This window comes from Pseudonocardia sp., assembly GCF_029263155.1.
Classification (GTDB): Bacteria; Actinomycetota; Actinomycetes; order Mycobacteriales; family Pseudonocardiaceae; genus Pseudonocardia.
The window spans coordinates 69,037-91,288 of the sequence record NZ_JAJCYB010000111.1; the positions used below are offsets into that span (position 1 = coordinate 69,037).

16 protein-coding genes are annotated in these 22,252 nt (G+C 71.4%); 14 read left to right on the forward strand and 2 right to left on the reverse strand.

Annotated features, from left to right (window positions below; genetic code table 11):
* Positions 1-5 precede the first annotated feature (5 nt).
* The 14 genes from Q1K26_RS23345 to Q1K26_RS23410 all read left to right on the forward strand — a co-directional run bounded on the left by Q1K26_RS23345 (position 6) and on the right by Q1K26_RS23410 (position 19,898).
* Positions 6-779 (forward strand): ABC transporter permease, encoded by a 774-nt coding sequence (locus Q1K26_RS23345; protein ID WP_300017031.1) that lies wholly within the window; start codon positions 6-8, stop codon positions 777-779.
* Between the two features lie 20 nt (positions 780-799).
* A complete protein-coding gene (locus Q1K26_RS23350; protein ID WP_300017034.1) occupies positions 800-1,639 on the forward strand; it encodes an ABC transporter permease in 840 nt (279 codons plus the stop codon).
* The gene (locus tag Q1K26_RS23355) at positions 1,636-2,955 is read left to right on the forward strand and encodes an MCE family protein (protein ID WP_300017037.1); all 1,320 of its coding nucleotides are present in this window, start codon (positions 1,636-1,638) and stop codon (positions 2,953-2,955) included. Before Q1K26_RS23350 ends, Q1K26_RS23355 begins: the two co-directional genes overlap by 4 nt.
* Positions 2,952-4,100 (forward strand): MlaD family protein, encoded by a 1,149-nt coding sequence (locus Q1K26_RS23360; RefSeq protein WP_300017040.1) that lies wholly within the window; start codon positions 2,952-2,954, stop codon positions 4,098-4,100. The genes Q1K26_RS23355 and Q1K26_RS23360 overlap by 4 nt, the downstream gene beginning before the upstream one ends.
* Positions 4,100-5,065: an MCE family protein gene (locus tag Q1K26_RS23365; RefSeq protein ID WP_300017043.1), complete on the forward strand. Its 966-nt coding sequence runs from the start codon at positions 4,100-4,102 to the stop codon at positions 5,063-5,065. The genes Q1K26_RS23360 and Q1K26_RS23365 overlap by 1 nt, the downstream gene beginning before the upstream one ends.
* Before the next feature lies 1 nt (position 5,066).
* Positions 5,067-6,290, forward strand: a complete 1,224-nt coding sequence (locus Q1K26_RS23370) for an MCE family protein (protein WP_300017046.1) — start codon at positions 5,067-5,069, stop codon at positions 6,288-6,290.
* On the forward strand, positions 6,287-7,576 hold the full coding sequence (locus tag Q1K26_RS23375) for an MCE family protein (protein WP_300017049.1): 1,290 nt from the start codon (positions 6,287-6,289) through the stop codon (positions 7,574-7,576). The genes Q1K26_RS23370 and Q1K26_RS23375 overlap by 4 nt, the downstream gene beginning before the upstream one ends.
* Positions 7,573-8,817, forward strand: coding sequence for an MlaD family protein (locus Q1K26_RS23380; protein ID WP_300017052.1), 1,245 nt, complete (start codon positions 7,573-7,575; stop codon positions 8,815-8,817). Before Q1K26_RS23375 ends, Q1K26_RS23380 begins: the two co-directional genes overlap by 4 nt.
* A 32-nt stretch (positions 8,818-8,849) precedes the next feature.
* Positions 8,850-9,398 (forward strand): hypothetical protein, encoded by a 549-nt coding sequence (locus Q1K26_RS23385; RefSeq protein WP_300017055.1) that lies wholly within the window; start codon positions 8,850-8,852, stop codon positions 9,396-9,398.
* Positions 9,399-9,430: 32 nt separating this feature from the next.
* Positions 9,431-10,429, forward strand: coding sequence for a hypothetical protein (locus Q1K26_RS23390; RefSeq protein ID WP_300017058.1), 999 nt, complete (start codon positions 9,431-9,433; stop codon positions 10,427-10,429).
* Positions 10,430-10,720: 291 nt separating this feature from the next.
* Positions 10,721-11,320, forward strand: coding sequence for a 50S ribosomal protein L10 (rplJ, locus tag Q1K26_RS23395; protein ID WP_300017061.1), 600 nt, complete (start codon positions 10,721-10,723; stop codon positions 11,318-11,320).
* 55 nt (positions 11,321-11,375) lie between these two features.
* Positions 11,376-11,768: a 50S ribosomal protein L7/L12 gene (rplL, locus tag Q1K26_RS23400; RefSeq protein ID WP_300017064.1), complete on the forward strand. Its 393-nt coding sequence runs from the start codon at positions 11,376-11,378 to the stop codon at positions 11,766-11,768.
* A gap of 619 nt (positions 11,769-12,387) precedes the next feature.
* Positions 12,388-15,915, forward strand: coding sequence for a DNA-directed RNA polymerase subunit beta (locus Q1K26_RS23405; protein WP_300017067.1), 3,528 nt, complete (start codon positions 12,388-12,390; stop codon positions 15,913-15,915).
* A 59-nt stretch (positions 15,916-15,974) separates the two neighbouring features.
* Positions 15,975-19,898: a DNA-directed RNA polymerase subunit beta' gene (locus tag Q1K26_RS23410; protein ID WP_300017070.1), complete on the forward strand. Its 3,924-nt coding sequence runs from the start codon at positions 15,975-15,977 to the stop codon at positions 19,896-19,898.
* A gap of 158 nt (positions 19,899-20,056) precedes the next feature.
* On the opposite strand, the gene Q1K26_RS23415 is transcribed toward Q1K26_RS23410, so the two are convergent.
* Positions 20,057-20,824, reverse strand: coding sequence for an ESX secretion-associated protein EspG (locus Q1K26_RS23415; RefSeq protein WP_300017073.1), 768 nt, complete (start codon positions 20,822-20,824; stop codon positions 20,057-20,059).
* Positions 20,821-22,251, reverse strand: a complete 1,431-nt coding sequence (locus Q1K26_RS23420) for a hypothetical protein (protein WP_300017076.1) — start codon at positions 22,249-22,251, stop codon at positions 20,821-20,823. The genes Q1K26_RS23415 and Q1K26_RS23420 overlap by 4 nt, the downstream gene beginning before the upstream one ends.
* Position 22,252 lies beyond the last annotated feature (1 nt).

Sequence of the window (22,252 nt, forward strand, 5' to 3'; positions counted from 1 at the left end):
CGGCGATGAGCGCACCCATCACCCGCGCGCTGACCCCGGTCGGCCGGCTGTTCAGCCTCGGTGTCGACGTCGTCGTCAACATCTTCAGGCCGCCGTTCCAGCTGCGCGAGTTCATCGAGCAGACCTGGTTCGTCACCAAGGTCTCGGCCCTGCCGACGGCGCTGTTCACGATCCCGTTCGGGGCCACCATCGCGCTGCTGCTCGGCGAGTTGACCCGCCAGTTCGGCGCGCAGAGCCAGACCGGCGCCGGCAGCGTGCTCGCGATCGTGCAGCAGGCGGCCCCGATCGTCACCGCCCTGCTCATCGCGGGCGCGGGTGGCAGCGCCGTCTGCGCGGATCTGGGCGCCCGCACCATCCGCGAGGAGATCGCGGCCATGGAGGTGCTCGGCATCTCCCCGATCCAGCGGCTCGTGGTGCCGCGGGTGCTGGCGATGACGGTGACCGCCGTGGTGCTCAACGGTCTGGCCACGGTCGTCGGCGTGGGCGGCGGCTACTTCTTCAACGTCATCGTGCAGGGCGGGACGCCGGGTGCCTACATCGCGGCCTTCTCCTCGATCGCCCAGGTCAGCGACATCCTGGTCAGCGAGCTGAAGGCCGCGCTGTTCGGCTTCACCGCCGGTGTCGTCGCCGCCTTCCGCGGGCTCAACCCGCCCCCGGGCCCGAAGGGCGTGGGTGACGCGGTGAACCAGTCCGTCGTCATCTCCTTCGTGCTCGTGTTCTTCCTGAACCTCGTGCTGACGACGCTCTACCTCGACCTCGTGCCCCCGAAGGGTTCGTGATTGCGACGCGGAGGGACGGAATGAGCACGGTCAACGAGCGCGCGCGGCGGCTGGTGGCCGCGCCGCTCGCCCAGCTCGACGAGCTGGGCGACCAGCTCTCCCTGTACGGGCGGGCGATCGCGTGGATCCCGCGCACGCTGCGCCGCTACCGCAGCGAGATCGCGCGCCTGCTCGCCGAGGTCAGCTTCGGTTCCGGCGCGCTCATCGTCATCCTCGGCACGGCCGGGGTCATGCTGTCGTTGTCGCTGTTCGTCGGCTCGCTGGTCGGCCTGCAGGGCTTCCGCGCGCTCGACTCGCTCGGCGTCGAGGCCCTGACCGGGTTCATCACCGCCTACTTCAACACCCGCGACATCGCGCCGCTGGTCGCCGCGGCCGCGCTCACCGCCACGCTCGGCGCCGGGTTCACCGCGCAGCTGGGCGCGATGCGGATCTCCGAGGAGGTCGACGCCCTGGAGGTGATGGCGGTGCCCAGCGTGCCGTTCCTGGTCACCACGCGCGTGATCGCCGGCGTCATCGCGATCATCCCGATCTACACGATCGGCCTGCTGTCGAGCTTCGCGGCCTCCCGGCTGAACGTCACGCTGATCAACGGGTTGCCCGGTGGCACCTACGACCACTACTTCGACCTGTTCCTGCCGGTCAGCGACGTGCTCTACTCCTATCTCAAGGTGATCGTCTTCGCGATCGTGATCATTCTGATCCACTGCCACTACGGCTACAACGCCAAGGGCGGGCCCGCGGGCGTGGGCATCGCGGTCGGCCGGTCGGTGCGGCTGTCGATCGTCAGCAGCGCGGTCCTGGACTTCTTCCTGACGCTGGTGATCTTCGGTACCGAGACGTCCGTGCGGGTGGCGGGATGATGAACCTGCGACGGGTACGGGGGGTGGCGTTCCTCGCGGTCATCGTCACGCTGCTCGGTCTCTCGGTGGCCACCTACAACGGGGTCTTCGAGCGCGGCGTGCCGGTCACGCTGCAGGTCGAGCGCGCCGGCAACCAGCTCACCGAGCGTGCCGACGTCAAGGTGCGCGGCCTGATCGTCGGCAAGGTCGCGGGGGTCAGCTCCGACGGCGACGGCGCCACCGTGGAGCTGTTCCTGGAGCCGGACACGGTCGACATGATCCCGGCAGGCGTGTCCGCACGGCTGCTGCCCAAGACGCTGTTCGGTGAGAAGTTCGTGTCGCTGGTGCTGCCCGAGCGCGGCGGCGGGCCCCCGATCCGCGCCGGCGACGTCATCCCCCAGGACCGCAGCGAAACCGCCCGCGAGCTGGAGCGCGTGCTCGACGGGCTGCTGCCGCTGCTGCAGGCCGTCGAGCCGCAGGACCTGGCCACCACGCTCGGCGCGCTGTCGCAGGCCCTGGCCGGGCGCGGGGAGGACCTGGGCGAGACGCTGGTGAACCTGCAGGAGCTCACCGGGGGGATCCGCCCGGCGATCCCGGACCTGCAGGAGGACATCACCCAGCTCGCCGACTTCGCCGGCAACCTGGACAGTGCGGCACCGGACCTGCTCGACGCGCTGGAGGACCTCACCGTCACCGGCGACACCATCGTCGAGCAGCGCACCGAGCTGCGGGCGCTGCTGGGCGGGCTCACCACGGCGTCGGACGACCTGCGCGGGTTCCTCGACCGCAACGGCGAGAACCTGATCTCGCTGGCCGCGTCGAGCCGGCCCACCCTGGAGAGCCTGGAGCGGTACTCGCCGCAGTTCCCCTGCCTGTTCGACCAGCTCGCCGGCATCATCCCGCTCGCCGACCAGGCGTTCGGCAAGGACACCGGTCGCCCCGGCGTCTACATCACCCTGGAGATCGTCAACAACAAGGGCAAGTACGTGCCGGACCAGGACGAGCCCGAGTACCTCGACGACCGCGGGCCGCGCTGCTACCCGATCCTGCCGCTGGGCCCGCAGGAGCCGCCGGACGGTCCGTTCCGCGACGGCTCCGAGCCCGCCGAGACGCCGGTCGACACCCCGATGGGCAACATCGACGAGTTCGGCGGCGACAGCTTCGGCACCGCCCCCGCGTCGTACGAGGGAATGGGTATCGCGAACTCCCCGGGCGAGCGGCAGATCGTCGCCGAGCTGGTGGCGGTGCAGGACGGCGGCGATCCCGCGGCCGTGCCGAGCTGGAGCTCGATGATGGTCGGTCCGCTCTACCGCGGAGCGGAGGTGCGGTTCGCATGACCCGGATCCCCGTGGGCCCGCTGGTCAAGTTCCTGAGCCTGACCGTGGTGGTCGCGCTCGCGACGACCGTGCTGGCCCTGACCATCGCCAACGCGTCGGGCGGCGACCGGGTCGGCTACACCGCCCGGTTCACCGACGCGGCCGGGCTGCTGCGTGGCGACGACGTGCGGATCGCCGGTGTCGTCGTCGGGTCCGTCGACGACATCGAGATCGTCGACCGGCGCATCGCCGAGGTGTCCTTCAGCGTGGCGGAGGGGCAGCGGCTGCCCGCGTCGGTCACCGCCGGGATCCTCTACAAGAACCTCATCGGCCAGCGGTTCCTCTCCCTGGAGCAGGGCGAGGGGCCGGCCGGCACGCTCGCACCCGGCGGCGTGATACCCGAGGACCGCACCCGCGGCCCGCTCAACCTGACCACGCTGTTCAACGGCTTCAAGCCGCTGTTCACCGCGCTGGACCCGCAGCAGGTCAACCAGCTCTCCTTCGAGATCGTCGAGGTGCTGCAGGGCCAGGGCGGCACCGTCACCAGCCTGCTGGCCAGCACGTCGTCGCTCACCAACGAGATCGCCGACCGCGACGAGGTCATCGGCCAGGTGATCGACAACCTCAACGCCGTGCTGGAGACCGTCAACGCCCGCGACGAGCAGCTCTCCGAGCTGGTGATCTCGCTGCAGCAGCTGGTGTCCGGCCTCGCGCAGGACCGGGAGCCGATCGGGCGGGCGCTGGGCTCGATCGCCGACCTCACCGACGTGACCGCCGGATTCGTGGACGAGGCCCGGCCCCCGCTGCGCGACGACATCGCCGCTCTCGGCGACCTCTCGGACAACCTCAACGCCAACGAACCCGTCGTCGAGAGCTTCCTCGCCAACTGGCCCGGCAAGCTCACCACCATCACCCGGGCGGCCACCTACGGCAGCTGGTTCCAGTTCTACCTCTGCGGGCTCACCGGCTCGGTCGGTCTCGAGCCGTACCTGGCGCCGACGGAGATCCCGGCCTACTCGAGCCCCTCGCCACGCTGCGGAGCCGATCCCGACGGGGTGGAGGGGCAGGAGCCGGGCCTGCTCGACGGGCTGCCCCCGTCGCTGCCGACCGGCGCGCAGGAAGCTCCCGCGGCCCCGGACCTGTCGCCGCTGCTGGGAGGGAACTGATGCCCGAGAAGCGCGGTCCCGTGCCCGTCGCGATCACCGGGATCCTGGTGATCATCCTGACGCTGGTGCTGGCCTTCAACGCGCCCCGGCTGCTGCAGGGCGGCACCACCTACCAGGCGGAGTTCGGCGAGGCCGCCGGCCTGATGTCCGGAGACCTGGTCACCGTGGCCGGTGTCGAGGCGGGTCGCGTCGACTCCGTGGAGCTCGCGGGCGACCGGGTGCTCGCCACGTTCACCGTCACCGACGCGTGGGTGGGCGACGAGACCTCGGCCTCCATCGAGATCAAGACGCTGCTCGGCGCGAAGTACCTGGCCCTGGACCCCCGGGGCGCGCGTGCCATGCCCGCGGACGCGACGATCCCGCTGGCCCGCACCGCGTCGCCGTTCGACGTGGTGGAGGCCTTCAACGGCCTGTCGGGCACCATCGACGAGCTGGACACCGACCAGCTGGCCACCAGCCTGAACACCCTGTCCGACACCTTCCGCGACACCCCACCCGAGGTCCGCGGAGCGCTCGACGGCCTCTCCCGGCTCTCGCGGACGATCGCGAGCCGCGACGAGGAGATCAAGCGGCTGCTCGGCGGCACCCGCCAGCTCTCCGCGGTGCTCGCCGACCGCAACGCCGAGTTCGAGACGCTGCTCTCGGATGGCAACCTGCTGCTGGCCGAGATCCAGAACCGCAAGGACGCGATATCGGCGCTGCTCGACGGGACGCGCGAGCTGTCGGTGCAGCTGCGCGGCCTGGTCGCCGACAACCAGGAGCAACTCAACCCGACGCTGGAGGCCCTGGACCGGGTCGCCGCGGTGCTGGAGCGCAACCGGGACAACCTCGACGAGGCCCTCGAGAAGCAGGCCGTGTTCACCCGGCTGTTCGCCAACGCCGTCGGCAACGGGCGCTGGTTCGACAACTACGTCTGCGCGCTGGTTCCCCCGGCGTTCGGCCCGATCAACTCCGGGGGGTGCTGAGGTGGCACCCGGAGCGAACGGGCTGAACCTGGCCGACCGCCGGCAGCTGCAGTTCACCGCGCTCGTCGCCGTGATCGCGGTCCTGCTGGCCTCCGCGGCCTACCTGATCCTGCAACCGCCGGGGCGCTCCGTCGTCGCGTACTTCACCTCGGCCGAGGCGGTGTTCGAGGACAACTCGGTGCGCGTGCTGGGCGTCGACGTCGGGCGGATCACGAAGATCACGCCCGAGGGCACCCAGGTCCGGGTCGAGATGCGCCTCGACGACCCCGACGTGCTGGTGCCGGCCGACGCCCGGGCGGTCGTGATCTCGCCGAGCCTGGTCACCGGCCGCTACGTGCAGCTGACGCCGCCCTACACCGGCGGCCCCGAGCTGGCCGACGGTGCCGTGATCGGCGTCGACCGCACCGCGGTGCCACTCGGCGTCGACGACCTGACCCGCACGGCCTCCGAGCTGTCGGTCGCGTTGGGGCCCAACGGCGTCAACGCCGACGGCGCGCTGTCGGACCTGCTCGACGTCGGCGCGGCGAACCTGGACGGCAACGGCCAAGCGCTCAACGACACGCTCACCAACTTCGGCGAGCTGTCGGGCACGCTCGCGAACTCCCGCGAGGACCTGTTCGGCACCGTCACCGAGCTGCAGTCGTTCGTCTCCACGATCGCGGCCAACGACGCCGAGGTCCGGGAGTTCAACGAGCGGCTCGAGGACGTCGCCGGGTTCCTCGCCGACGAGCGCGGCGACCTGGCCGCCGCGCTGTCGGAACTGTCGATCGCGCTCGGTGAGGTCGCCGTCTTCGTCCGCGACAACCGGGAGATCCTCAACTCCAACGTGGAGCGGCTGACCGAGGTGACCTCGGTCCTGGTCGCCCAGCAGCGGGCGCTGGCCGAGACGTTCGACGTCGCCCCGGCGGCCCTGGGCAACCTGGCGAACGCCTACAACGGCTCGTCGGGCACGCTCGACACCCGCGCCAACATCAACGAGCTGACCCTGCCGCCGATCGTGCTGATCTGCGAGCTGCTGGCCCGCGGCACCCCCGTCGGGCTGCCGACCACGATCTCCGACACCTGCGCGGAGGCGGAGCCGATCCTGTCGGGGGCGGTCCCGCTGCCGACGACGGCGGAGGTCATCACCTCGCTGCAGGCCGGCGAGGCCCCGCCGGTGCCCGGACTCGCGCTGCCCACGGACCCCGCCCCCGCCGTGCAGGCCCCCACCGGAGGTGGATCGTGACCACCCGATCCGTGCGGCTGGCCGCGGTGCTCACCACGGCCACGCTGCTGACCAGCGGCTGCGGGGTGCTCTCCGGCGGCCTGCGCGGCGTGGACCTGCCCGGTGGCGCCGACCTCGGCGACACGCCGTACACGGTGACCGTCGAGTTCGCCGACGTCGTGGACCTGGTGCCGCAGTCACTGGTGAAGGTGGCCGACGTACCCGTCGGCACGGTGGAGCAGATCGCCGTCGGCCCCGACTGGACGGCGCTGGTCACCGTCGCGGTCAACGGAGACATCGAGCTGCCGGCCAACGCCGAGGCCCGGGTCCGCACCACGAGCCTGCTCGGCGAGAAGTTCGTCGAGCTCATGGCCCCGGAGCAGGGGGCGACCGGCACGCTGACCGACGGCGCCACCATCGCGCTGGACCGCTCCGGGCGCGCCACCGAGGTGGAGGAGGTGCTCGGCGCGCTGTCGATGCTGCTCAACGGCGGCGGCGTGGCCCAGATCAGGACCATCGCCACCGAGCTCAACCTGGCGCTCGAGGGCAACGAGCCGGAGATCCGCGCGCTGCTCGACGACGTCGACACCCTCGTCGGGGCGCTCGACGACCGCAGGACCGAGATCACCCGTGCCCTCGACGAGATCAACCGGCTGGGCTCGACGCTGAACGAGCGCCGCGGCCAGATCGAGATCGCCCTGGAGGACCTGTCCCCGGGCCTGCGGGAGCTGGAGAACCAGCGCGCCCAGCTCGTCGACATGCTGCAGGCGCTCGACCGGCTCTCCGGCGTGGCCACCGAGGTGATCGGCCGCAGCCGCGAGGACCTGATCGCCGACCTGGAGCTGCTGCGCCCGATCCTCGCCAAGCTGGCCGAGTCCGGCGACGACCTCCCGGCGTCCCTGCAGTTCCTGTTCACCCCGCCGTTCACCGACGCCGCGGTCGACGCGTTCGCCGGGGACTACGCGAACCTCTACGTGCGCGCCGACCTCGATCTCGGCAACGTCCTGGAGAACCTGGCCCGCTCCAACGAGCCGCTGCTCGGCCCGGACAGCCCGCTGGCGGACCTGCCGCCCACGGCGCAGCTGCTGGGCCCGCTGCTCGGCCCGCCCGGCGACGACCAGCCGCAGTTCCCGCTGCTGGGCGAGGGCGAGATCCTGGGCGTGCCGCTGCCCGGCCGCGTCGAGCCGCTGCCGGACCGGGCGCCCGAGGGGTCGACCGACCCCGACACCCGGCCGCGGGAGATCCCCGACGACCCCGAGGCCGAGCCCGATGGCCTGCTCGGCGGACTCCTGGGAGGTGGCCGGTGATCACCAGGGCGGTCCGGATCCAGCTCGCGGCGTTCCTCGTGCTCACCCTGGTCGGGGTCGGCTACACCGGCTTCCGCTACGCCGGGTTCGGCGACATCGTCGGCACGACCACCTACCCGGTCACGATGCGTCTCGCGGAGTCCGGGGGCATCTTCACCGGGGCCGACGTGACCTACCGCGGCGTGAGCGTCGGCCGCGTCGGGGATCTCAGCCTCACCGCCGACGGCGTGGACGTCGAGCTCGACATCGAGCGCAGCGCCCCGGCCATCCCCGCCGACGTCGACGCCGCGGTGCGCAACCTCTCCGCGATCGGTGAGCAGTACGTCGACCTGGCGCCGGCGTCCGACGGCGGCGCGATGCTGGCCGCCGGATCGGTCATCCCGATGTCGCGCACCCGCATCCCGGTCCCGGTCGAGGAGCTCGTCGTCAGCGTGGACGACCTGGCCCGCTCGGTGCCTCTGGGCTCGCTGCAGACCGTGGTCGGCGAGCTCGGCACCGCGTTCGAGGGCACCGCGGGACCGCTGCAGAGGATCCTCGACACCACCGACGCCTTCACCGCCGACGCCGTCGACGCCCTGCCGCAGACGCTGGCCCTGATCCGGGACGGCCGGACGGTGCTCACCACGCAGAACGACGTGGCGGGCTCGTTCCAGAGCTTCAGCTCCGACCTCGCCCTGCTCGCCGAGCAGCTCGAGCGGTCCGACCCGGACCTGCGCCGGCTGATCCGGACCGGTCCGGAGTTCTCCGAGGAGATCGTCGGCCTGCTGCGCGAGAGCGGCAACGGGCTCTCGGTGCTGGTCGCCGACCTGCTCACCGTCTCCCGGGTGGCCGAGCCGCGCCAGGACGGCCTGCGCCAGCTGCTGGTCACCTACGCCGGGTTCTCCTCGGTCGCCTACTCGGTGCTCCCCGACGACGGCACCGCCCACCTGGGGCTCGCGGTCAACCTCTTCGACCCCTACGCGTGCGCGCAGGGCTACGAGGGCACCGATCGGCGCTCGGGGGACGACACCGCCGAGACCGAGCCGAACGTCGATGCCTACTGCGCGGAGCCACCCGGCAGCCCGATCAACGTGCGGGGGGCGCAGAATGTCCCCCGGGCGGAGACTCCCCAGCCGCCCGCCGACGCCCAGATCGGCCCGAACGGGCCGGTGCCCGCGGGCACGGCGCCCGCCGGTTCCCCGGTGGGGTCGACGCCGCCCCTGAGCTCCCCGGCGCAGATCCTCGAGGGCCTGCTCCCGTAAGCGCCCGACTCCCGTCTCCCAGGAGGGCCCGCATGACCGTTCTCGACGAGGCCGACACCGAGGTGGCGGGCGAGCCCTCCGGGCCGCCGCGCCGCGACCCGGTCCGGCTCCTCACGATCGCCGTCGCGGTGCTGACCGTCGTCGCGGTGGTGCTCGGGATCCTCTGGGCGATCACGTTGGGCGACGGCTCCCGGGAGCTGGCGCAGGCCCGCGACGTCGTACTCGTCGACGCGCGGCAGGCCGCCATGAACCTCAACAGCCTCGACCACGAGAACGTCGAGGCCGGGCTGGACCTGTGGGAGCGGTCCTCCACCGCCGGGCTGCTGGAGGAGTTCCGGGCCAACCGTGCCGAGTACGCCCAGCTGGTCACGGAGTCCCAGCGCACCACCGAGGCCACGGTTCCCGACGCCGCGGTCGCCGAGCTGGACCTGCGGGCCGGCGTCGCCCGCGTCCTCGTCGGGGTCGACGTGCAGGTCACCGCGCCCGGGCAGGAGCCCAGCCTGTTCCGCCAGCGCCTGCAGCTGGAGATGACCCGCACCGCCGACGGCTGGAAGGCCAGCCGCGCCGACATCGTCCGCTGACGGTTCCCGACCCAGAGCAGGAGGTGACCGGGATGACCTCCCGTCGCCGCACCACCGGCACGAGCCGGCGCCCGCGCGTCGCGGGTCTGATGCCGAGCCGTACCGACGAGACCGTCGACGGCACCGGCACCGTCACCGAGGACCGGCCGGCCCGCCGACCCGACGGCGAGCCGGACCCGGGCCGGCGGGCGCGCGTGCGCCCGGAGACCGCCCCGGCGGGGGACGCGCCCGCCGGGCCCGTGAACGGGCCGGTGAGGGACGAGCACGCGGTCGGGGAGTCGACGGCCGGGGAGCCGGCCGCCGGGTCGTCGGACGCGGGGGATCGGACCGCCGAGGAGTCGGACGCCGGGGAGTCGGACGCCGCGGAATCGGGCGCCGGGGAGCCGGACACCGCGGAATCGGACGCCGGGGAGCCGGGCGCCGGGGAGCCGGAGGCGGGGGCCGCCGCCGTCGACGTCTCGAAGACGGCGCCGAGCCGCCGTCGAGCGCGCCGCGACCCGGTGGCCGGGTCGTCGCCGGGACCCGCGTCGCGACTGCGGCGCGTGCCCGTGCTCGCCGGGGCAGTCGTGGTCCTGCTGGCCCTCGCGGTGTTCTTCGGCGTGTCGACCGTCGCGCTGCGGAGCTCACCGGCCGCGGCGAACACCGCGCTGACCGACGTCGGCACCACCGCGGAGGTCGCCACCCAGCTCGGGGACGCGTTGGAGACCGTCTACTCCTACGACTTCGCCCGGCTCGACGAGAACGAGCGCGCCGCCCGGGAGGTGATCACCACGGCGTTCAGCACGGAGTTCGACCGGCTCTTCGCGCAGGTCCGCGACCTGGCCCCGCAGCAGCAGGCGGTCGTGTCGGCGACCGTCACGGTCTCCGCGGTGCAGGAGATCCGCGGCGACCGCGCCGTGCTCGTCGCGTTCATGGACCAGCAGGCCACCACCGCCGCCACGGCGGAGCAGGCGGCCGCCGCGGGCCGGCTGACCGTCGTCGGCGAGCGGGTGGACGGCCGTTGGAAGATCGCCTCGGTGGAGAGCCGCTGAGCACGCCCGCACCCCCGGGACCGGCCCGGCGCGGGGGTGCGCGTACTCTCGTGCACGGTTCCACCGAAGACCGCAGGTCTGCGCCGCGCTACCCGTAGCGACGGCACACGAAGGCCCCGCAGCAGCGGGCGACCCGCGCAGGAGGACGAGGTAGCTCAGGGCGCCGCTGTCGTCGGCGTCCGCTGTCGCCCCGTGCGCCCCTGCGCCGGGGCGTTCGCTTTCTCGGCAGGTCGTCGCCGGTGGTCTCACTGCAGTTCACACCACCGCCGACAACCCGAGAGGAGGCAGGGGATGGCACGACCCGACAAGGTCGCTGCGGTCGACGAGATCGCGAGCCGGTTCCGGGGCGCGTCCGCCTCGGTCGTCACCGAGTACCGCGGGCTCACCATGACCCAGCTGATCGCCCTGCGGCGCGCACTGGGAACCGACACCACCTACCGCGTCGCCAAGAACACCCTGGTGAAGCGGGCGGCCGAGGATGCCGGAGTCACCGGCCTGGAGTCGCTGCTCGTCGGCCCCACGGCCATCGCGTTCGTCAACGGCGAGCCGTCGGAGGCCGCCAAGGCCATCCGCGACTTCGCCAAGGAGAACAAGGGCCTGGTCGTCAAGGGCGGCTTCATGGACGGTCGCGCGCTGACCGCCGCCGAGGTCGCCTCGCTCGCCGACCTGGAGTCCCGCGAGGTCCTGCTGGCCAAGCTGGCCGGCGCGATGAAGGCCAACCTGTCCAAGGCCGCCGGACTGTTCGCCGCTCCGGCGTCGCAGGTCGCGCGCCTCGCCCAGGCGCTCGCCGACAAGCGTGCGGAGTCCGGTGACGAGGCTCCTGCCCCTGCCACCGTGGACGCCGCCACCGAGGACGCCGCCACCGAGGCTCCGGCCGACGCCGAGAGCTGATCTCCACCCCCTAGCTGCTGCACCTGTGCCGCACCACCGAGAAAGGACCGCCACCATGGCGAAGCTGTCCACCGACGAGCTGCTCGAGGCCTTCAAGGACCTCACCCTCATCGAGCTGTCGGAGTTCGTGAAGAAGTTCGAGGAGACCTTCGACGTTACCGCGGCCGCCCCGGTCGCCGTGGCCGCCGCCGGTCCCGCCGCGAACGGCGCCGCCGCTCCCGTCGAGGAGGAGAAGGACGAGTTCAACGTCGTCCTCGACGCCGCGGGTGACAAGAAGATCCAGGTCATCAAGGCCGTCCGCGAGCTCGTCTCGGGCCTGGGCCTCAAGGAGGCCAAGGACCTCGTCGAGGCGGCCCCGAAGCCGATCCTCGAGGGCGTCGACAAGGCCGCGGCCGACGCCGCCAAGGCCAAGCTCGAGGAGGCCGGCGCCAAGGTCAGCCTGAGCTGACCACCGGCACCAGCTGAAGCGAACGGCACTTTCGCCCAACCAGGTTGGGCGAAAGTGCCGTTCGTGCGTCCGGGGCGAGGACGACGGCGGTCACGCTGCGTCAAGGGGTCCCGTTGGCCGTCCCGCACGCGGGACGAACGGTCGCGGGCGCCTCGCCGCGGACCGGGACGGGCGGTCGACGCGGCGGGCCGAGGTCGTCCGTTCACCGGGTACCTGTGTGGCGAACACGGTCTGTGCACCCGGTCGTCCCGCGAAAGGGACCACTTACCGACGCGTAGCGTCTTGACTCGGTGCGCCTGTCAGGTCACTCTTAGGTCTCGATGGTTTCCTTGGGGACCCGTCTCGACAGCGGCTGCATTTGCAGCTAGACTGCCTCTTTGCGCTGCCTCCGTCCATCTGTGCCTGCGCAACGAGGACTTCGCTTCGGTGAAGCCACCCCGGTGTGCACGCTCAGGTGGTCGGCGGCCGTGCCCTGACAACAGACGGTGTGCCCCGGTTCTTCCCCCGCGACCATCCCGACCGTTCGGCCCGGACCTCCCGCCCGGGCCGGTCGAGCGAAACGGTAGCGCGTCAAGCCCGGAGCCCGCCAGACGAGAGCGCAGTTCCGGAAGGACGCATCTTGGCATCGCCGCACGCCACCCAGTCAGCGTCGACCCAGTCACCCGCGACCACCTCGGACCACCAGGCCCTCCCCGGAGCACCCACCCGGGTCTCCTTCGCGAAGATCCGCGAGCCGCTCCGGGTGCCCGACCTGCTCGACCTGCAGACGCAGTCGTTCGAGTGGCTCGTCGGCGACGAGGCGTGGTTCCAGCGGCGGATCGACGCAGGCGACGAGAACCCGGTGGGCGGTCTCGAGGACATCCTCACCGAGATCTCGCCGATCGAGGACTTCTCCGGGTCCATGTCCCTGTCCTTCTCCGACCCACGCTTCGACGAGGTCAAGGCCTCGGAGGAGGAGTGCAAGGACAAGGACATGACCTACGCGGCTCCGCTGTTCGTCACCGCGGAGTTCACGAACAACACCACGGGTGAGATCAAGAGCCAGACGGTCTTCATGGGCGACTTCCCCGTGATGACGTCCAAGGGCACGTTCATCATCAACGGCACCGAGCGGGTCGTCGTCTCGCAGCTGGTCCGCTCGCCGGGTGTCTACTTCGACCACAGCATCGACAAGACGACCGAGAAGGACGTCTACTCGGTCAAGGTCATCCCGAGCCGGGGTGCGTGGCTGGAGTTCGACGTCGACAAGCGCGACACCGTGGGCGTGCGTATCGACCGCAAGCGCCGCCAGCCGGTCACCGTGCTGCTCAAGGCGCTGGGCTGGGACGCCGAGCAGATCTCGAAGCGCTTCGGCTTCTCCGAGACGATGCTCGCCACCCTGGAGAAGGACCACACCGCCGGCCAGGACGAGGCGCTGCTCGACATCTACCGCAAGCTGCGCCCGGGCGAGCCCCCCACCCGGGAGAGCGCGCAGACGCTGCTGGAGAACCTGTTCTTCAAGGACAAGCGCTACGACCTCGCCAAGGTGGGCCGCTACAAGGTCAACAAGAAGCTGGGGCTGTCCACGCCCACCGAGGTCGGCACGCTGACCGAGGAGGACGTCGCCACGACCATCGAGTACCTCGTCCGGCTGCACGCCGGCGAGACGGAGATGGTCTCGGGGGCCGACGAGCAGGGCAACGGGGGAGTCGAGATCCCCGTCGAGACCGACGACATCGACCACTTCGGCAACCGTCGCCTGCGCACCGTGGGCGAGCTGATCCAGAACCAGATCCGGGTCGGCCTCTCGCGCATGGAGCGGGTCGTCCGCGAGCGGATGACCACCCAGGACGTCGAGGCGATCACGCCGCAGACCCTGATCAACATCCGTCCCGTGGTGGCGGCGATCAAGGAGTTCTTCGGCACCTCGCAGCTGTCGCAGTTCATGGACCAGACCAACCCCCTCGCGGGCCTGACGCACAAGCGTCGCCTGTCCGCGCTGGGCCCGGGTGGTCTCTCGCGTGAGCGCGCCGGCTTCGAGGTGCGCGACGTGCACGTCAGCCACTACGGCCGGATGTGCCCGATCGAGACCCCGGAGGGCCCGAACATCGGCCTGATCGGGTCGCTGGCCAGCTTCGCGCAGGTCAACCCGTTCGGCTTCATCCAGACCCCGTACCGCAAGGTCGTCGACGGCCGGGCCACCGACCAGATCGACTTCCTCACCGCGGACGAGGAGGACCGGTTCGTCAAGGCGCAGGCCAACGAGCCGCTCGACGAGGACGGCAACTTCACCGGCGACCGCGTGCTCGTGCGTCGCAAGGCCGGCGAGGTCGACTACATCCCGCCGTCGCAGGTCGACTACATCGACGTGTCGCCGCGTCAGATGGTCTCGGTCGCCACCGCGATGATCCCGTTCCTCGAGCACGACGACGCGAACCGCGCGCTGATGGGCGCCAACATGCAGCGCCAGTCGGTGCCGCTGCTGCGGTCGGACTCGCCGCTGGTCGGTACCGGCATGGAGCTGCGTGCCGCGGTCGACGCCGGTGACGTCGTCGTCGCCGAGAAGGCGGGCATCGTCGAGGAGCTGTGCGCCGACTTCGTCACGGTGATGGCCGACGACGGCACCCGGCGTACCTACCGGCTGCACAAGTTCCGCCGCAGCAACCAGGGCACCTGCACCAACCAGAAGCCGATCGTCTCCGAGGGCGCGCGGGTCGAGGTCGGGCAGGTGCTGGCCGACGGGCCGTGCACCGAGAACGGCGAGATGGCGCTGGGCAAGAACCTGCTCGTGGCGATCATGCCGTGGGAGGGCCACAACTACGAGGACGCGATCATCCTCTCGCAGCGCCTGGTGCAGGACGACGTGCTCACGTCGATCCACATCGAGGAGCACGAGATCGACGCCCGCGACACCAAGCTGGGCGCCGAGGAGATCACCCGGGACATCCCGAACGTCTCCGAGGAGGTCCTGGCCGACCTCGACGAGCGCGGCATCATCCGCATCGGCGCCGAGGTCCAGCCGGGCGACATCCTGGTCGGCAAGGTCACGCCCAAGGGCGAGACCGAGCTGACCCCGGAGGAGCGCCTGCTCCGCGCGATCTTCGGGGAGAAGGCGCGCGAGGTGCGCGACACCTCGCTCAAGGTCCCGCACGGCGAGACCGGCAAGGTCATCGGCATCCGGGTCTTCTCCCGCGACGACGAGGACGAGCTGGCGCCCGGCGTCAACGAGCTGGTCCGCGTCTACGTGGCCCAGAAGCGCAAGATCCAGGACGGCGACAAGCTCGCCGGCCGGCACGGCAACAAGGGCGTCATCGGCAAGATCCTGCCCGCCGAGGACATGCCCTTCCTGCCCGACGGCACGCCGATCGACATCATCCTCAACACCCACGGCGTGCCGCGACGGATGAACATCGGGCAGGTGCTGGAGACCCACCTCGGGTGGATCGCCAAGACCGGTTGGGACATCGACGGCAAGCCCGACTGGGCCGAGCAGATCCCGGAGACGCTCTACTCCGCGCCCGCCGGCACGAAGACCGCCACCCCGGTGTTCGACGGCGCCAAGGAGCACGAGATCACCGGGCTGCTCGGGGCCACGCTGCCCAACCGTGACGGTGAGCGGATGGTCGGCTCCGACGGCAAGGCCACGCTGATGGACGGCCGGTCCGGGGAGCCCTACCCGTTCCCGGTGGCCGTGGGCTACATGTACATCCTCAAGCTGCTGCACCTGGTGGACGACAAGATCCACGCCCGTTCCACCGGGCCGTACTCGATGATCACGCAGCAGCCCCTGGGTGGTAAGGCGCAGTTCGGTGGCCAGCGCTTCGGCGAGATGGAGTGCTGGGCGATGCAGGCCTACGGCGCGGCCTACACGCTGCAGGAGCTGCTCACGATCAAGTCCGACGACGTCGCGGGCCGCGTCAAGGTCTACGAGGCGATCGTCAAGGGCGAGAACATCCCGGAGCCCGGCATCCCGGAGTCGTTCAAGGTGCTCCTCAAGGAGCTCCAGTCGCTGTGCCTGAACGTCGAGGTGCTCTCCAGCGACGGGCAGGCGATCGAGATGCACGACAGCGACGACGAGGACCTCGAACGGGCCGCGGCGAACCTGGGCATCAACCTGTCCAGCCGCCCCGGTTCGGAGTCGATGACCGTCGACGACGTCGTCAACTGATCGCCCGCCCTGTGCCTAATTGATCTGGGCTAGATACAACGAAGGACTGAGGACTCATAGTGCTCGACGTCAACTTCTTCGACGAGCTGCGCATCGGTCTGGCCACCGCGGAGCACATCCGCGAGTGGTCCCACGGCGAGGTAAAGAAGCCCGAGACGATCAACTACCGCACGCTCAAGCCCGAGAAGGACGGACTCTTCTGCGAGAAGATCTTCGGCCCCACCCGGGACTGGGAGTGCTACTGCGGCAAGTACAAGCGCGTCCGCTTCAAGGGCATCATCTGCGAGCGCTGCGGCGTGGAGGTCACGCGCGCCAAGGTGCGGCGGGAGCGGATGGGCCACATCGAGCTGGCCGCCCCCGTCACGCACATCTGGTACTTCAAGGGTGTGCCGAGCCGGCTGGGCTACCTGCTCGACCTGGCCCCGAAGGATCTCGAGAAGATCATCTACTTCGCGGCCTACGTGATCACGTCGGTCAACAAGGACCTGCGGCACAATGACCTGTCCACGCTCGAGACCGAGATGAGCGTGGAGCGCAGACGCGTCGAGAACCGCCGCGACACCGACCTGGAGGCGCGGGCCCAGAAGCTCGAGGTCGACATCGCCGAGCTGGAGGCGGAAGGCGCCAAGAGCGACGTGCGCCGCAAGGTCAAGGAGGGTGGCGAGCGCGAGATGCGCCAGCTCCGCGACCGGGCCCAGCGTGAGCTGGACCGGCTCGACGAGATCTGGACCGCCTTCACCAAGCTCGACGTGCAGCAGCTCATCGCCGACGAGTCGATCTACCGGGAGCTCTACGACCGGTACGGCGACTACTTCACCGGCGCCATGGGCGCCGAGGCGATCCAGACGCTGCTGCAGAACTTCGACATCCCGGCCGAGGCCGAGAACCTGCGGGAGACCATCCGCAGCGGCAAGGGGCAGAAGAAGCTCCGCGCCCTCAAGCGCCTCAAGGTCGTCGCGGCGTTCCAGACCACCGGCAACTCGCCGATGGGCATGGTGCTCGACTGCGTCCCGGTCATCCCGCCGGACCTGCGCCCGATGGTGCAGCTCGACGGTGGCCGCTTCGCCACGAGCGACCTGAACGACCTGTACCGCCGCGTGATCAACCGCAACAACCGCCTCAAGCGGCTGATCGACCTCGGCGCACCCGAGATCATCGTCAACAACGAGAAGCGGATGCTGCAGGAGGCCGTCGACGCGCTGTTCGACAACGGCCGCCGCGGCCGGCCGGTGACGGGCCCGGGCAACCGGCCGCTCAAGTCGCTGTCGGACCTGCTCAAGGGCAAGCAGGGCCGGTTCCGCCAGAACCTGCTCGGCAAGCGTGTCGACTACTCGGGCCGTTCGGTCATCGTGGTCGGCCCGCAGCTCAAGCTGCACCAGTGCGGTCTGCCCAAGCAGATGGCGCTGGAGCTGTTCAAGCCGTTCGTCATGAAGAGGCTGGTCGACCTCAACCACGCGCAGAACATCAAGTCCGCCAAGCGGATGGTCGAGCGCGGCCGCTCGCAGGTGTGGGACGTGCTCGAGGAGGTCATCTCCGAGCACCCGGTGCTGCTCAACCGCGCACCGACGCTGCACCGTCTGGGCATCCAGGCGTTCGAGCCGCAGCTGGTCGAGGGCAAGGCGATCCACCTGCACCCGCTGGTGTGCGAGGCCTTCAACGCCGACTTCGACGGTGACCAGATGGCGGTGCACCTGCCGCTGTCGGCCGAGGCGCAGTCCGAGGCGCGCGTGCTGATGCTGTCGTCGAACAACATCCTCTCGCCGGCGTCGGGCCGTCCGCTGGCCATGCCGCGTCTGGACATGGTCACCGGCATCTACCACCTGAGCCGGCTGCGCGAGGGTGCGCACGGTGAGGGCGGGGTCTACTCGTCGGTGGCCGAGGCGATCATGGCCTACGACCGCAAGGTGCTCCACCTGCAGGCCAAGTGCAAGATCCGCCTGCACGGGGTCACGCCGCCCGCGGACGTCGCGGCGGGGATCGGCGAGGACGGCTGGAAGCCCGGGGACGCCTGGCTGGCGGAGACCACGCTCGGCCGGGTGCTGTTCAACGAGCTGCTCCCGGCGGACTACCCGTTCGTCAACGAGATCCTGCCGAAGAAGCGCCAGGCCATGATCATCAACGATCTGGCCGAGCGGTACTCGATGACCGAGGTCGCGCAGTGCCTCGACCGGCTCAAGGACGCGGGCTTCTACTGGGCCACGCGTTCCGGGGTCACCATGGCCGTGTCCGACGTGATCGTCCCGCCGAACAAGCAGGAGATCCTCGACGGCTACGAGGTCAAGGCCGAGCAGGTCAACAAGCGCTACCAGCGCGGTGCGCTCTCCTACCAGGAGCGCAACGACGAGATGGTCAAGATCTGGACCCAGGCGTCCGAAGAGGTCGCCCGGGCCATGGAGGCCAACTTCCCCGAGGACAACCCGATCCCGACGATCGTCAAGTCGGGCGCGGCGGGCAACATGACCCAGGTCCGGCAGCTCGCCGGTATGCGTGGTCTGGTGGCCAACCCCAAGGGCGAGTACATCCCCCGTCCGATCAAGTCCAACTTCCGTGAGGGCCTGTCGGTGCTGGAGTACTTCATCTCCACGCACGGCACCCGCAAGGGCCTGGCGGACACGGCGCTGCGCACCGCCGACTCGGGCTACCTGACCCGCCGTCTGGTGGACGTGTCGCAGGACGTCATCGTCCGCGAGGTCGACTGCGGCACCGAGCGCGGCGTCTCCATGGCCGTCACCGAGGAGACCGCCGACGGCAGGCGGATCCCGCACCGCTACCTGCGCACGGCCGTCTACGCCCGCACGTCGGGTGAGGACGTCACCGGTCCCGACGGCGAGATCGTGGTGAGCCGGGGCGACGACCTCGGCGACCCGGCGCTCGACGCGCTGGTCGCGGCCGGCGTCAAGACGATCAAGGTGCGCAGCCCGCTCACCTGCATGTCGGCCACCGGCATCTGCGGCATGTGCTACGGCCGCTCGATGGCCACCGGCAAGCTGGTGGACGTCGGCGAGGCGGTCGGCATCGTCGCGGCGCAGTCGATCGGTGAGCCGGGCACCCAGCTGACGATGCGTACCTTCCACACCGGTGGTGTGGCGGGCGACGACATCACCACGGGTCTGCCGCGTGTCCAGGAGCTGTTCGAGGCCCGCGTCCCCAAGGGCAAGGCCCCGATCGCCGACGTCGACGGCCGGATCTCGATCGAGGACGGCGACCGCTTCTGGAAGATCACCCTCACGCCGGACGACGGCGGCGAGGAGATCGTCTACGAGAAGCTGTCGAAGCGGCAGTGGCTCGCGATGACCACGGTCGACGGCCAGGAGCGTCCGCTGGCCGACGGCGACCACGTGCACGTCGGTCAGCTGCTCCTGGAGGGCACGGCCGACCCGCACGAGGTGCTGCGCGTCATGGGTCCGCGTGAGGTGCAGCTGCACCTCGTGCGTGAGGTGCAGAAGGTGTACCGCACGCAGAGCGTGGACATCCACGACAAGCACATCGAGGTGATCATCCGGCAGATGCTGCGCCGGGTCACGATCATCGACTCCGGCGCCACGGAGTTCCTGCCCGGTGCACTCGCCGAGCGGGCCGATTTCGAGACGCAGAACCGGCGCGTCGTGGCCGAGGGCAACGAGCCCGCGTCCGGCCGCCCGGTCCTGATGGGGATCACGAAGGCCTCGCTGGCCACGGAGTCGTGGCTGTCCGCGGCCTCGTTCCAGGAGACCACCCGGATCCTCACCGATGCCGCGATCAACGGGAAGCGCGACAAGCTCGTCGGGCTCAAGGAGAACGTGATCATCGGCAAGCTGATCCCGGCCGGTACGGGTATCGCCCGCTACCGCGACATCACGGTCCAGCCCACCGAGGAGGCCCGCGCGGCCGCCTACGCCCTGCCGACCTACGACGACGGCTACTACAGCCCCGACGTGTTCGGCACGGGCACCGGTGCCGCGGTGCCGCTGGACGACTACGACTTCGGCCGCGACTACCGGTAGCCGGTAGTCGGCCGGTCCCTCCACGACGGTGGAGGGACCGGGGCCGAAGGCGAGGTCCCGAACGGGGCCGGACACCGCGCTCCCGTGGCGGTGTCCGGCCCCGTTCCTGCGTCGTGGGGGGCACGACACGAGCGAGCCGCCTCCGTCGGATCCAGGGTTCAGCCGTGGGTGGCGAGGCGGCCGATCTCGCGGGCCAGCGTCGCGGGGTCGCCCGGGCCGACGGTGAGCGCACCGCGCCCGGCCGGCAGCACCTGCATCTGGCCCCGTCCGCCGCACAGGACGCCCACGACGTAGGGGCCGCGGCGCATCCGCCGTCCGTCGCCGCGCCGCCGCGACGACCCGAACTGGGCCCGCCGGTCGACACCGTCGCATGCCCGGGCCAGGGTCTCCGCGTCGGTCCGGGGAACCCCGTGCCGGATCAGGGCGGCGACCAGCCGTGCCGGGTCGCCGCTGTGGTGCGCCGTGGCCCTGACCGCCGCTACCGGCACGGTCACCGCGTCGCCGCGACCGGGTGGCATCGGTCCGAGCAGTTCGACCAGCGCGGCGATGGCGTCGTGCGGATGCCGGTCGAACAGCGTGATCTCGCCTCCGGAGCGGGTGGCCAGTACGCAGCGGCCTGCGCGCGCCGCGGCCACGCCGGCGACCAGGCCGAGCTCGGTCCGGGCCCGCATGTCGAGGACGGCGTCGGGCTCGGCCAGGCACCGGAACCGGTCGGTGAGCAACCGGCCCGGTCCGCGGCCGTCGCCGAGCCCGCGGCACGCGAGCTGCTCCAGCGTCGCGTCGACCAGCCGAGCCCGGTCGTGCCGGGTCATGGCGGCGCGAGGTGGGTCGAGCTGCCACGGGGTCTCCTCGTGCCCGGCGCTGGTCCAGGCGACCTCGAACTCGGTGAGGGTCAGCACGCACGCGGCCGCCCGGTCGGGGATCATCGGTCGCTCTCGCCGCCGATGACTGGCTCGGTGTGCGGCGGCAGCGGCACGTCGAACAGCTCGTCGGTGGGCACCCAGTACCGGCGGCGGTGCTCCGAGGGCCCGGACCCGCCGGCGGCGCCGCCCATCATCGGCAGGTAGCCGGGTCCGTGCCCGGCGCCCCGCGGCGCCGCACCGGGTGCGGCGTACGTGCCGCCGGTCGTGACCGGCGGGCCCGGACGCCCGCCGTGCCCGGCCGCCCGGCCGTCGGCGCCACCCCCGGATCCGCCCCAGCCGCTCGAACCCGGCGACCCCGAGCCGGTCCAGCCGGGTCGCCCTCCCGATCCGGAGGCGATCCGGTCACCCGCATCCGGAGCGTGCCGTGTGGTGATCGGGTGGCCGGTCGTACCGGGTGGGCCGAAGCCGGGCCGACCCGCGCCGCCGGGCCCCGCGCCGCCGGGCCCCGCACCGATCGGCCCCGCACCCATCGGCCCCGTGCCGGGCGGACCCGCCCCCGGTGAACCCGTCCCCGACGGACCCCAGACCGGCGATCCGTGGCCCGGCCCGGGTACGGCCGCGTCCCGGGCGGATCCGGTCGGGACGCCGAGCGCGGCAGGAGCTGCGGGTGTGGCGGTCCGGGCCGGGACGGGCGCGGACCAGGGCACTCCCGTGTTGCCGGGGCCGGCCGGGCCGCCGCCCACGCCTGCCGGACCCGCCCCTCCCGCGCCCGGCGGACCGACCCCCACCGGTACGGCACTGCCTGCGGTGCCCGGCGCGCCCGGTCCCGTCGCGCCGCCGGAGCCCCAGCTGCCCGTACCTCCGCCCGGACCGGGTGCCCCGCCGAGGCCGGAGGCTCCGGCAGGCCCGAGGGTGGCCGGCTCGGCGACCGTGCCCTCACCGGGCCGTCCGAAGGCGGAGACCGCGTCCCGCACGACCGACTCGTGTGCGACGAGCGCGTGGCGCGCCTGAGCCTCCAGCGTGCGGTTCTCCTCGACGGTGGCCATGTAGTCCGACTGCACGTCGAGCAGGCCGCCCATCGGGGTCTGGTCCAGCGCTGCGTCGTACACGTCGATCCCCATCTCCCACCAGTCCCAGGATCCGGGGTCCTGCCACGTCACAGCCGGGCGCAGCGCCTCGAACGACCGGCCGTAGGTGTCGACGGTGCCGCTGCCGATCCCGGTGCCCGTCCCGCCGGCACCGGCGAACCGAGCCGTCTCGTGCAGCGAGGTGCCGACGGCGTCGGCGGCCCGGCTCTCCCACACCGTTCCGAGGTCGCGGGCCAGCTGCTGCAGGTGCGCGTCGGACTCGGCGAAGGAGTTCCCGAGGTTGCCCAGCCCGACCCGCGCCCCGTCGACGGCGGCGCTACCGGGCGCGCCGTTGATCCAGCCGTACATCGTGCGCAGCGCCTCCCCACCGCTGGGGTAGACGTGATAGCTGATCTCGGACATC

Bases quoted from the DNA above. Each gene is read 5' to 3' on its own strand.
- rplJ (WP_300017061.1), top strand. From the start codon at position 10,721: ATGGCACGACCCGACAAGGTCGCTGCGGTCGACGAGATCGCGAGCCGG.
- Q1K26_RS23415 (WP_300017073.1), bottom strand. From the start codon at position 20,824: ATGATCCCCGACCGGGCGGCCGCGTGCGTGCTGACCCTCACCGAGTTC.
- Q1K26_RS23355 (WP_300017037.1), top strand. From the start codon at position 1,636: ATGATGAACCTGCGACGGGTACGGGGGGTGGCGTTCCTCGCGGTCATC.
- Q1K26_RS23345 (WP_300017031.1), top strand. From the start codon at position 6: ATGAGCGCACCCATCACCCGCGCGCTGACCCCGGTCGGCCGGCTGTTC.
- Q1K26_RS23365 (WP_300017043.1), top strand. From the start codon at position 4,100: ATGCCCGAGAAGCGCGGTCCCGTGCCCGTCGCGATCACCGGGATCCTG.
- Q1K26_RS23390 (WP_300017058.1), top strand. From the start codon at position 9,431: ATGACCTCCCGTCGCCGCACCACCGGCACGAGCCGGCGCCCGCGCGTC.
- Q1K26_RS23385 (WP_300017055.1), top strand. From the start codon at position 8,850: ATGACCGTTCTCGACGAGGCCGACACCGAGGTGGCGGGCGAGCCCTCC.
- rplL (WP_300017064.1), top strand. From the start codon at position 11,376: ATGGCGAAGCTGTCCACCGACGAGCTGCTCGAGGCCTTCAAGGACCTC.
- Q1K26_RS23350 (WP_300017034.1), top strand. From the start codon at position 800: ATGAGCACGGTCAACGAGCGCGCGCGGCGGCTGGTGGCCGCGCCGCTC.
- Q1K26_RS23420 (WP_300017076.1), bottom strand. From the start codon at position 22,251: ATGTCCGAGATCAGCTATCACGTCTACCCCAGCGGTGGGGAGGCGCTG.
- Q1K26_RS23360 (WP_300017040.1), top strand. From the start codon at position 2,952: ATGACCCGGATCCCCGTGGGCCCGCTGGTCAAGTTCCTGAGCCTGACC.